This window comes from Okeania hirsuta (assembly GCF_003838195.1).
Taxonomy (GTDB): Bacteria; Cyanobacteriota; Cyanobacteriia; order Cyanobacteriales; family Microcoleaceae; genus Okeania; species Okeania hirsuta.
The window spans coordinates 1-11,597 of the sequence record NZ_RCBY01000224.1 but is presented as its reverse complement, the minus strand read 5'-3'; the positions used below and the strand labels follow the sequence as shown (position 1 = coordinate 11,597).

The window sequence follows — 11,597 nt, the reverse complement described above, 5'->3', positions numbered from 1 at the left end:
CCCCAAGTAATTTTGAACACCCCCGTTGACGGTGGGGTATTAAACCCACAAAGAAAATGATAAAATTTATGAATCGTCTCCTTGGAGGAGTCAGGAGTCAACCCACCCCTAACCCCTCCCAGGAGGGGGAGTCAGGAGTCAGGAAGAAATAAAGAAGGAAGAGGAGAAGAAAATTTTTTATCACGCTCTTAAAAGGACATGATATAACTCTATTTAACAGGAAAGTTTCTATAGAAATTTATTCTCAAATTAACAATTAATCACTAAAAATTACCTCTCTTTGGAGGAGTGAGGAGTCAGGAGTCAGGAGGGAACAAAGAAGGAAGAGGAGAAAGTTTTTTATCACACTCTTCAAAGGAGATTATATAACTCTATTCAACAAGAAAGTTTCTATAGAAATTTATTCTTAAATTAACAATTAATCAATAAAAATCACTTCTCTTTGGAAGATAGAGTAGATTCCATGTAAATGTGGCACAGTAGTTCAGAGTCCAAATAATGAAAGCTTACTTAACAAAATACTCAGGATTAGAAAAACTATATTCTTTCTTTCCTGCTACCTACTCCCTACTTTCAAGAAGATGTAGCAAGAATGCGTGAGATTTAGTATTACTCAAAAATCAGTAACCTCCTTGAATCAAAAATTTTCCATCTTTTCACCCACTCAATATCTTCAAAACTTTAACCTAATCTAACTTTTCTAAACAGACCAAAGCATTATAATCAGGCACACCTTCAACAGAACGTTTACCCTGATCTAATAACACATTTCCTTCCGGCCAATGTATTTGTAAATTACCTGGTTTCATCGGAGCTAAATATACTCTTCCTTGAAACTCACCCAAATCATTCTTTAACAGTACCTTATACCCATCTTTTAAACTTAAATTTTCCGCATCAATAGGATTAATTAAAACTGCTTCTCGCATAGCTCCAGTAATAGCATCTTTCTTTGACTGCACCATACTATTAAATTGTTTGCCTCTACGAGTCGCTACTAAAAAATATCCCTCTTTTAACTCTTCTTGAGGTAGAGAAAGTATTGAAAAATTAGCCTTACTATTCGGTGTGGGAAAATTCCAACCAAAACATAAATGAGAACCACCATATTGAAAATTATCCCCTGGTTCTTTTAAATGCTGAATTCCCGAATATTGCGGAATTACTAAAGCAATTTCCTGACGAATTTCTGAAATATTTTCAAACTCTAACTTATTTGCTAAATCAGGACGTACTAACTTTGCCAAATCCACAAAAACTTCCCATTCCGGGCGAGCTTCTCCAACTCTCCTTCCAGGAATTTCCGGGCTAAAAATCACCCTTCTTTCTGTAGTTGTTTCTGTTACTCCCCCCGGAATTTCATAACGAGTTGTGGCAGGTAACAATATTACCGTTTCTCCCGGTTCAACTAACATTTGATTAGAACAAACAATATCCTGATGTATTCTCAAAGGTAATCTTTTTATAGCAGCTTCTACATAATCTGGATCTGGCAAAACTTCTAAAAAATTTCCCCCTACAGAAAACAAAACATCTAACTTTCCTTCTGCTGCATTATCAATCATTTCCGAAGCAATTAAACCAGGAGAGTTAGGCACAGAAAAACCCCTCAATTTTTTTTATATTAGGACTAGCTGTTTGACAAAAAATCAGCTCTCAAATCTCCCCTTTTAAGAGGATAAAAAAATTAAATTTAGTATTTCAAGTCTCCGACTTTAGCTGGAGGTACTGAAAACTGATAACTGAAATGACAATCCTACAAATGTTCTTAGTTCCCAGTTAAACTGTTCCCTGTTTCTTAAGTATGAAAAATTCCCCAAGTAGCAAAACAAAAGCACAAATTTGGGTAGTAGACAATCACAATTTTGTTACTCGTTCCGACCAATTAGCAACAGAAGAACCTTTAGAAATTCGCCTAACTTTTCCCAAACAAACTATAGCAGTCACGATGCGAACTCCAGGAGCAGATTTTGATTTAGCAGCAGGATTTCTCTATAGTGAAGGAATTATCAAAAATCGTGAAGATATTGAAAAAATTAGTTATTGTATAGACCCAGAAATTGACGGGGAACAACGGCAAAATATTGTTAATATCACCCTTAAATCAGAATTAAACCCAAATTTAAAAACCTTAGAAAGACATTTTTTCACAACTAGCGCTTGTGGAATTTGTGGTAAAGCAAGTATAGAATCTCTGCATATTAAAGGTTTTTCAGCTATTCCTTTAAAATCTGAAGTTCCAGCGGAAGTTATTTATAGTTTGCCTGAGAAATTAAGTAATGCTCAAAGGGTGTTTAAATCTACTGGTGGTTTACACGCTGCTGCTTTATTTGATACTCAAGGGGAATTGTTGAAATTGCGAGAAGATGTGGGTAGACACAATGCTTTAGATAAGTTGATAGGGTCGGAATTTTTAGCAGGTATATTACCTTTGAATAATCATATTGTTATGGTGAGTGGGCGATCGAGTTTTGAGATTATACAAAAATGTATAACTGTAGGTGTGCCGATAGTTTGTGCTGTTTCTGCGCCTAGTAGTTTAGCAGTAGAAATAGCTAGGGAATTTAATATTACTTTAATCGGATTTTTGCGGGGGAAAAAGTTTAATATTTATTCTGGTGTGGAAAGAATTAAAGTTGGTCAAAAAATCGAGTATACCTAATCTATAGCAATCCTATTTTATTCGTGTCAAAAATCTTACTGCTTTTTAGGGAACAGGGAACAGAGAACAAATAAGAGTTTCAGTTTTTTGATTTACTTTTTGATTTGTCACGACCTATTTAGGATTGCTATATGTGTAAAAAGAAAGTTAAGATTTGTTTTTTCTTTGATAGGAAAACACAATTGGCACTCCCTCTACACTAGCTTGTTTTTGAGTATAATAAACTCGGTCAATGCGCAAACCTCTTTCGCTTCCTTCCATTGGTTGATAAAGAGCAATCGTACTTCCTTTATTAGAAAGCGCCAACGGATTTAAAGGTTTAATTTGCCTCGCTTCTCCCGGTTTTAGTATCCGTTGCTCTCCTGCCAAAACTGTATCCAACTCAAGAGGAATCCGCTTCATATCTGATAGTGTCCAACCTGTTAAATCAATTTCATCTGGGGACAGATTGATAACGGAAACCCATTCATTTTGACGTTCGTCTCCTTTTGGATTCACCATCGCAGCAGCAATATAAACTGGTAATTCTTCACCGATATCTTGTCGTTTTGTCTCCTGAGAAATCATTTCTTCTGGTTCATCTACAGGGATACACTCCGGAAAACTATCTATATTTAATTTCTCTTTTGCTTCCTCATTTTCATTAAACAGGAGAGGATTTTTTTCATAGATTTTGTCGTCAAAAAATAATCCTGTTAATTCTTCAATTTCTGATACTGTGACTTGATAGCGTTGGAAGTTAAAAAGCTCTTTTCCTCGTTTATCTGCTAGAGCATCTGAATCTTGCCACATGATAAATGCTCGCACATCTAATTCCTGTGTTTGTCCGTTAATGAAACATACAATTTTGAAAAATCCAGAAGGGACTACCGCAGGTTGACGACCAGAAGGAGTAATTGTTCTACCAAAATCGCCGTAAATGGGACCAGTAAATTCTGTGATTAAACCGTTCTGATCGAGAGTCAAATTCCTGACCCAATTCTCTAAAGCTAGCCATTCATCTTGATTGAAATTCTCATGTTGCAATGCAGCATTGGTAAAGAAAAAAGTTGCATCAGAAGCTCTTCTTGCCTCTTGTTTGGAATTACCCCAAGCAGCGCTCGCTCTTCTCGCTAAATGTCCTCTATCCCAATAGTTATTAGCATAATAATCGTTGTCTAATTGATACTCAAAACCTACACGAGTATCAATATCCCATCCACGCTTCCGTTGCACTTTTTTGAGCAGATTTTGGTCAATATTGAGAGCAGTTACGAGTGGCGAACGTCGCACGCGATTCATAATGACAGTAAAGTTAATATAATCTACATATATATCGTCTCGCAGCTCTGGTTTTCTCAAAACGTTACCAACTAGAGTTGGGGAAAAACTAGGCATTGGTAACGGAAAGTCTGTACCTAAGAATTCAGGGTCATAACCAACCATTCGTATTACTCCTTTTTTCACTCTACAAATTGATTATATCAAGTTGCTAGGCTAGAGAAGCTTTAAGAAATCAGACAGTAAGCATTTCCTGCGGAATGCTGCGCAAACAGCTATTAGCTGTCAGCTACCAGCAACAAGACTATCTCATATAGGATAGTGTTTAAATTAACAACTGACTTTAAGGACAAGGGAGCCAACTTTTGTAGTAAGACAATTAAATATTGCTTTGATTCTAAACTAAAAGTAATATTTAATTGCGCAGTTCCTCCGGAGGAGGCTAGCTGATGGCTGACCGCTGAATGCTTACATCAGACATATCTAGATTATGGTCAATCAGAATTACTTGAGGAAATTTCATCGGTCAATTTATCTGTAATAACAAGTAAGAAGTAGGGAGCAAGAAGAGAAAAAATGATGGAGATACTAAAAAATTGCTACTTTTATCCATCAAACCCCAACCTAATTTATCTCCAGAATCCTGTATACTGAATTCTTCTTCAAACCTCCTCGCTCATTCCTATTTATCCTGTCTCCTACTCCTAACTAAAAGATTTTTTCAGCAAACCCTAATTATTAATTATTAATTATTAATTAATCTAATTCTCCTTCTAAAATAGTAGCGATCGCTTGTTTTGAATTATCTTGAAATTCTCGTACATTGACTCGATTTAACAGAAAAATTGATAGTATCATTCCTATTCCTGCCATGAGAAAAACTAAGCCATAAGCAAGCATTGGAATATTAAAGAAAAGTCTACCTAAATCTAAAGTCGCACCACCAAGAACTGTAGATAATCCTCTTGCCATTGCTTGAGCTAATCCCCAGGCACCAATAAAAGTTCCTGCTGTTTCTGCCACAGTTAAATCTAACATTAAACTCAGAGAAGCAGTAGTAGTTAAACCAGCAGCTAAACCATATAAAAATAAAGCTCCCTTAAATAAAGAAGGGTTGCCAGTAAACCCCGACATAACTATCAAAATAAAACTAATTGTTGTTGCCACACATCCCACTTTTAGAGAATTTTTCTTACCCAATCTTGGTACTACTAAAAATCCCGTTGTACCTAATCCGATTAAAGTGCCCATACCCGATACAGCATTCAATCTTGTAGTTTCAGAAATTGGCATCGAAAATATTTCTCCACCATAGGGTTCTAAAACTGCATCCTGCATAAATAAACTAATAATTAGTACAAATACAAATGTAAAAAATAAACCTGTTTGACGACTAGCTCTTAAAACTTTTAAGGTTGTTCCTAGAGTAACTTTATCTTCCCGATTAGCAATAGTTGAACGAGTACGATAACGAGAGTATTTTTGTTCAACTCCCACTGTGGAAATAAAGGCAAAAATTAATACAATTGCTGGCACTTTAATAAACAAACTATTAACAGATGCCTTGACAGTTTCTAATGGTGCGCCCACACCAACTTGTTTAAGTAAAATACTACTGGTAATTGCTCCAATAATAATTCCTACCATCAGCATTGACCAAACTATACCGACAACTTTAGAACGATTATCTTCATCGGAAATATCTACCAATAATGCAGCAAAAGGTGTAGAACTTGCACTTAAAGCCAAACCATAAATTATAAACATTAAACCCAACATTCCCACCCAAAAAAATGTAGGATTCGTCCAACCATTGACTTCTAAACTATCACCAACCTGCCACATAACTTGTACGGCAATAAAAGCAGTTAAAGTAAACAAAACTGCCCCTATCCACATATAACCTGTACGGTGTTGACCAAACAAAGGTTTAACGTCAGACATTTGACCAAACCAAACTCTTGCTGGTGCCATAAATTGATATAATGACAAAGTAAATGCTACGATTGTGGCAGGAATTGTTAATTCAGTAATCATCACTCGGTTCAAAACTCCGAGTGTTAAAACTGACATTGTTCCTAACCCCATTTGATATAAACCTAATCTAAAAAATAGAAAATTTTCTTGGATTAATTTGATAAATTTGAGTGGACTGGAAGAATCTTTTATTGTCATAACTATATTATTATTTAAGTATTGAATAAGGAGTCAATTCAGTTATAGCAGGGAACAGGGAACAGGGAACAGGGAACAGGGAACAGTGGCAAAAGCTTTTCTCTGTCTGAGGTTCATCATCAATCTATGTCCTAACCAACTCCTTCCTTGCTATATCAGTTATAGCAATCCTATTTCAGTTGCGGGTAAAAAAATCTTTGAATTTAAGGAACAGGGAACAGGGTTCAAAAATTAATAATTAATAATTAATAATTACCTCTCCTTGAAAACTGATAGGATTGACTCAAAGGAAAAATTTGTTTTGTTTCTCCTTTAAAGGAGAGGCTTTAAACGTTAATTATTCGGTAAAACTTTCAGACTTTTTATATATTCTTAGATTTTTTACAAATGATTTATGATTGCTATAGCTTCCTTTTTTAGTACCTCCTATAATAGGGAGGCGAGAAGATGCAAAATTTTCTGTTTTATCCTCTTAAAAAGGGAGGTTTGAGACCTGATTTTTTGAGTCAGTTGCCACAAACTAAGTAAGCATTTCCTGCGGAATGCTGCCCAAACAGCTATTAGCTGTTAGCTCTCAGCAAAAGCAGAGGATTTTAATGAATATAGACTGTTTCAGCCAGCTTTTATAGTAAGTATAAATTCTAACTCAATTAGTAAAGCTTTTATCTAAAACTAAAAGCAATAGCTGATGGCTGAATGCTTACCAAACTAGAAGACAAAATAATTATTCTAGCATTGTTTGCTATGAACTAATTGAAAACTATCAATTTTATGACTTAATGGCTTTTAAACCCTGTTATTCATACATAAGCCTTACTGAATTTTATTTTGAATTCTGAAGACTGATAACTGAATTATTTTTTGGTAAATTAACATCTATCTAGATTAAAATTTAACTAAAAATTGTTAGTCTGGCTTTGAGCATTATACACTAATTAGGATTTTTTTGAACATGGCAACAACTACTTTAGGTAAAACAGGAATAACTGTTAATCCCATTTGTATTGGCACTTGGGCATGGGGGGATAAATTTTTTTGGAATTATGGCAATAATTATGGAGCTAATGAAGTAGAAGCTGCTTTTCAAACTTCCTTAGAAGCAGGGATAAATTTCTTTGATACTGCTGAAGTTTATGGCAATGGTTTATCAGAAGAATTGCTGGGAAAATTTATGCAAAAAACTGCACAACCTGTGCAAATTGCTACTAAATATGGTCCTGTACCTTGGCGTTTTTTTTCAGAGTCTGTTGCTGATGCTGTTACTGCTAGTTTGAAACGATTAATGTTGCCGAAAGTTACTCTTTATCAAGTACATTGGCCGTTTACTTTTTTTATGAGTCAGGAAACTTTATTAAATGCTTTGGCTGATGAAGTAAAACAGGGCAGAATTGAAGCGGTTGGTGTTAGTAATTATTCGGCTGAAGAGATGCGTCAAGCTCATGGAATTCTGGAAAAACGAGGGGTAATTTTAGCAACTAATCAGGTGAGATATTCTCTGCTTTCTCGACAAATTGAAGCTAAAGGAATTTTGGATACTGCTAGAGAGTTAGGGGTGACAATTTTAGCTTATAGTCCTTTGGCTCAAGGTTTATTAACTGGGAAATATACTGTGGAAAAACCGCCGACTGGTGCTCGTCAATTTGACTCTCGTTTCCAGAAAAAGGGTTTGGAAAAAATTGATCCTGTGATGTCTTTGTTAAAACAAAAACGTTGGAGTTAATTTAATTATTTATTAGTTGAGGAGGGATGGCGATCACCTTCCGTTAAGCGTACGCAATCGCTCTTTTTGTCTAAAAGTATCTTTTTTTTGTGTTAAATAAAAAGTCATGTCTTGAGGTTAACGACAACCATTATATTTACACTATCACGGTTTTTTCCGAATGCAACCTACCTTACTTTCTCGATTTTTTTGAGCTTCATAAAATGACTAAACTTTCACTTACTACTCTCAGCGATCACCTCCAGTTCAGCGTATGCTATCGCACAATATTTCTCATAGCTGAAGAAATGTTTTTTGGTTGAATAAAAAGTCATGCGTAGGTACGAACAACCCCTAATATATCTATAGTATCACGATTTTTTTGGGAAGAGAAGGCGATCGCTCTTTTACCTAGGAGTTTTTTTTGAGCTTCACAAAATGACTAAACTTTCACTTACTACTCTCAGCGATTGCTCTTTTTGTCTAAAGCTATCTTTTTTTTGCGTTGAATAAAAAGTCAGGTGTAGGGTCGAACAAAACCTAGTATATTTATACTTTCACGTTTTTTTCCCGGATGCAACCTATCTTAACTCTCTTGATTTTTTTAAGCTCCACAAAATGAAAATTTGGGTGATTTAAAGGTGTGGGATGGAGAGATGGGAAAATGGGGAAATTTTTAGATATATAAATACTCATTGAGAGCTAGGGGTGGGGTTGGCAAATCTAAATAGGTTAATTTCTCACTCACTAACTGAAGAAATCTCATCATATATAGCAATGTGCGCTGGCATATTTACAAATCACAGGAGGTGTCCAATAGCTAAAATCTTATATTATCAGCTTTTTATTCCCCCTTCCGGAGCTGTTGCCTATTGTCTGTTGCCTGCGCACAGCGCTATAGCAAAGAATGAGTTGGTGTTTGACATAGATTGATAATTAATCAAATACAGTCCTATTTTTTTTGCCACTTTTCCCGAAAAATAGTGCGCTACCAAGTGTGTCTGCTGCCGACGCGGGGTCGCACCGCTGTTCCCTATTCAACTAATATCAACAAAAAAAATTTGAATAACCGCATAATTTCCTTCCCTTCAAATAGTTAAGTCACTAGAACAAATAAATTAGGAGTAAAGCTAGAAATGACTCAACAATCTTTTGAAAATTTGCTCATAAATAATAGCCTAAAAGCTGGCGGGAATATTGCTAAATTACAGAGATTTCCATAGAACGTCCCTGAAATATGAGCTACGAAATTTGAGATTTTTCCAAAACTGCGTTTTTTGGCATCGAATCACAGAAGTAATTACTAAAGGCACACAAGATAATTTATGTGGCCTAATTTTTGCTTTTTTTATCCTTAAATTTTAGTATTAAAATGATAAAAGCACCATTAAAAAGTCAACAGCAACAGGCAATGAATCGAAAACCGGAAGACTTGATTCAGTTATTTAAGGATTTCCTTAGTGATGAATCTGATACTCGTAATAAAGCCAGAAATAAGTTGTCAACATGGCTCTGGCAACATCCGAAAATTGGTCTGGTAGTTAAGAAGAGTTTTTCTCAGACTAATTTTGATGACTCAAATGAGTTTGATGATAATTCTCTACAGGAAACATTCTTAAAGTTTGACAAAATTCTTACAAATTTTTGTAGGAGAAATCAAATTACTCTCGATCAACTAGATAATATTTCTGATGATCAGCTTGGTAATCTCTTCATTTGTTACTTTAATCGTTCTCACTACAATACAGCTTGCAATTTATATCGTCAATGGCAAAGCAAAAGTCAAGTTGATGGGCAGATTATTGTCAGTTTAGACCAACCGAAAAATGATGTTGATGGTCAAGAATATTCAACGGTGGGTGAGAAGATAAAAGACCATAAGAACTTAAACGATTTAGATAATTTTAACCTAGGCGATCTTTCTCAGGAAACTATAGATAAGTTACCTATTTTTGGTGGTTCTATAGATAAGTTACGCAACTGTACTAAAAAAGTTGACTGCTGGGAATTTTTACTGGTGAAATGTCAAGGTTATACAGAAACAGAAATTGCTAATAAAATAGGTGTTAATCAATCTACTGTTAATCGAAATTGGAAGAATAAATGCCTTAAATGTATAGAGCAAATTATTGCAGAAAATAATGCTGAATAAGTGAATCAGCAATCAGGCTTAATATTCCACTCTATAGTTCTATGGAACCTCCCTATCTATACCTTTTTTGAATGAATTATCAATCTATAATTATTAACTTCAACTATGAATAGTCTCACCGAATCCTTGATTTTTAGAATTCCGTTATCTCCAGAAAGTTATGCTATAGCTGAACAATTTGCTCAACAACAAATTTCTCAAAAACGGGCAAAAGAAGTTTATCTAAATACTCTGGCAGTATATATCGGGCGAGATTTTCTCAATGGCTTAGATTTTGACACAAACTTAGAAAATGCTGACTGTTTTAATCCTCTTTGGCGGATAGCTGAGGATGTGGCTGATGTAATTATTCCAGATTTGGGAGTAATAGAATTTCGGCGCGTTTTACCAGGAGAAATAAGTTTTTTAATTCCTGAATTTGTCAGAGAAAATCGACTGGTTTATGTGGCAGTTGGCTTTGATGAATCTTTGGATTTTGGAGATATTTTAGGATTTATTTGTTTGAGCGATTTAACTGAATCTGATGGCTATATTTCTCTGGAAATGTTACAACCTGCTGAAAACTTATTGGATTATTTAATGCAGTTAGAAGCGGGTAGGGATTTTTTGCTTAGTGATGACCCCTTAGCTGTGGAATTTCGTAATGTTGTGGAGGTAGAAACCCAGAAAAAATCTTTAGGTTTGATGGCAGCAGCATTGGAGGCAATTTATCGTCAATCTCCTGATGATGGGGGTAACTGGCGCGGTAAAGGGGGAAAGGTATTGGCGGGTGAGTTGCCCGCAGTCGGTAAAGTTATGGAAGAAAGAATGGCTGTTGCTACCAGAGATAGAGATGAGGTAGGAGAACCTGTGACAGAAATTAAGTCTGTGCCGCGTACTACTCAAAAGTTAGCTAAACAACTTTTGGCTAAACTGAAAGAGATTTGGCAGGTGGAAACAACCTAACCCCCCGAACCCCTTCTCTGCAAGGGAAGGCAAGGGTAATACCTCTATCCCCTCTCCTTGCAGGAGAGGGGTTGGGGTATTGTTCTCTGATATCGGTTACGATATCTGACCAATCAAATATATAAAATGTTTGTTTCTCTCGATCTGATAGTAAGTGATGTTCTCGACCTGTTTTCCACCCTAGTATTCTATGGGAACGACCCTGAGAAGGAAAGTCGTGAATCTGAATCCAAGGAACGTAGTTTTTTCCTTTTCCTTGAGCGCGACCTTCTTTGAGGAATCGTTCAAATTTAGCTTGTGTCCACTCTCACTTACTTCTAGCCATATAATGTGCGTCATAGTGACACTTTTGAGTTATGATAATGATACAACTTTATTGTAAATTATACAACTTTATTATTTCACCACAACACTCCCATACCACAGATTCGATATTACTCCACTGTCACCGACTTCGCCAAATTTCGCGGCTGATCCACATCCAAACCACGATGAGCAGCAATATGATAAGCTAACAACTGCAAAGGAATAACCGTCAACATCGGAGACAACAACTCATCCACAGCAGGCACCGCCAACACATGATCAAACACATCCGCCTCCGTACTTTCAGGAGTCACCCCAATTAACTGTGCATCCCTCGCTTTAGCCTCCTGAGCATTAGAAAGTACCTTTTCATATACTAAACCAGGCATAGCGATCGC

Annotated in this window: 7 protein-coding genes and 1 pseudogene; 4 read left to right on the top strand and 4 right to left on the bottom strand. The window is 35.9% G+C overall.

What is annotated here, in order from left to right; all coding sequences use genetic code 11:
- Positions 1 to 686 precede the first annotated feature (686 nt).
- Positions 687 to 1,598: a molybdopterin dinucleotide binding domain-containing protein gene (locus D5R40_RS25770; protein ID WP_240039215.1), complete on the bottom strand. Its 912-nt coding sequence runs from the start codon at positions 1,596 to 1,598 to the stop codon at positions 687 to 689.
- A gap of 206 nt (positions 1,599 to 1,804) precedes the next feature.
- Between D5R40_RS25770 and fdhD the strand changes: the two genes are divergently transcribed.
- Positions 1,805 to 2,662 (top strand): formate dehydrogenase accessory sulfurtransferase FdhD, encoded by an 858-nt coding sequence (gene fdhD / locus D5R40_RS25765; protein ID WP_124147841.1) that lies wholly within the window; start codon positions 1,805 to 1,807, stop codon positions 2,660 to 2,662.
- A 147-nt stretch (positions 2,663 to 2,809) separates the two neighbouring features.
- Here the strand turns inward: fdhD and D5R40_RS25760 are convergent, their stop codons facing one another.
- Both D5R40_RS25760 and D5R40_RS25755 read right to left on the bottom strand, forming a co-directional pair.
- Positions 2,810 to 4,087: a DNA/RNA non-specific endonuclease gene (locus D5R40_RS25760; protein WP_124147842.1), complete on the bottom strand. Its 1,278-nt coding sequence runs from the start codon at positions 4,085 to 4,087 to the stop codon at positions 2,810 to 2,812.
- 591 nt (positions 4,088 to 4,678) lie between these two features.
- Positions 4,679 to 6,097, bottom strand: coding sequence for a BCD family MFS transporter (locus tag D5R40_RS25755; protein ID WP_124147843.1), 1,419 nt, complete (start codon positions 6,095 to 6,097; stop codon positions 4,679 to 4,681).
- A 952-nt stretch (positions 6,098 to 7,049) separates the two neighbouring features.
- Here D5R40_RS25755 and D5R40_RS25750 point away from each other — a divergent pair.
- From D5R40_RS25750 to D5R40_RS25740, 3 genes and pseudogenes are all read left to right on the top strand, one after another.
- Positions 7,050 to 7,802, top strand: a pseudogene (locus D5R40_RS25750) (aldo/keto reductase); the annotation flags it as partial.
- A gap of 1,366 nt (positions 7,803 to 9,168) precedes the next feature.
- Positions 9,169 to 9,948, top strand: coding sequence for an RNA polymerase sigma factor (locus D5R40_RS25745; protein ID WP_124147845.1), 780 nt, complete (start codon positions 9,169 to 9,171; stop codon positions 9,946 to 9,948).
- 105 nt (positions 9,949 to 10,053) lie between these two features.
- Positions 10,054 to 10,893 (top strand): DUF1822 family protein, encoded by an 840-nt coding sequence (locus D5R40_RS25740; protein WP_124147846.1) that lies wholly within the window; start codon positions 10,054 to 10,056, stop codon positions 10,891 to 10,893.
- Between the two features lie 434 nt (positions 10,894 to 11,327).
- Here the strand turns inward: D5R40_RS25740 and D5R40_RS25730 are convergent.
- Positions 11,328 to 11,597: SIS domain-containing protein (locus D5R40_RS25730; protein ID WP_124155431.1), on the bottom strand; the 270-nt coding region annotated here is incomplete at its 5' end.

What these genes read in the sequence shown, in the direction of transcription:
- fdhD (WP_124147841.1), top strand. Translation starts at nt 1,805, where the DNA reads ATGAAAAATTCCCCAAGTAGCAAAACAAAAGCACAAATTTGGGTAGTA.
- D5R40_RS25760 (WP_124147842.1), bottom strand. Translation starts at nt 4,087, where the DNA reads ATGGTTGGTTATGACCCTGAATTCTTAGGTACAGACTTTCCGTTACCA.
- D5R40_RS25755 (WP_124147843.1), bottom strand. Translation starts at nt 6,097, where the DNA reads ATGACAATAAAAGATTCTTCCAGTCCACTCAAATTTATCAAATTAATC.
- D5R40_RS25745 (WP_124147845.1), top strand. Translation starts at nt 9,169, where the DNA reads ATGATAAAAGCACCATTAAAAAGTCAACAGCAACAGGCAATGAATCGA.
- D5R40_RS25740 (WP_124147846.1), top strand. Translation starts at nt 10,054, where the DNA reads ATGAATAGTCTCACCGAATCCTTGATTTTTAGAATTCCGTTATCTCCA.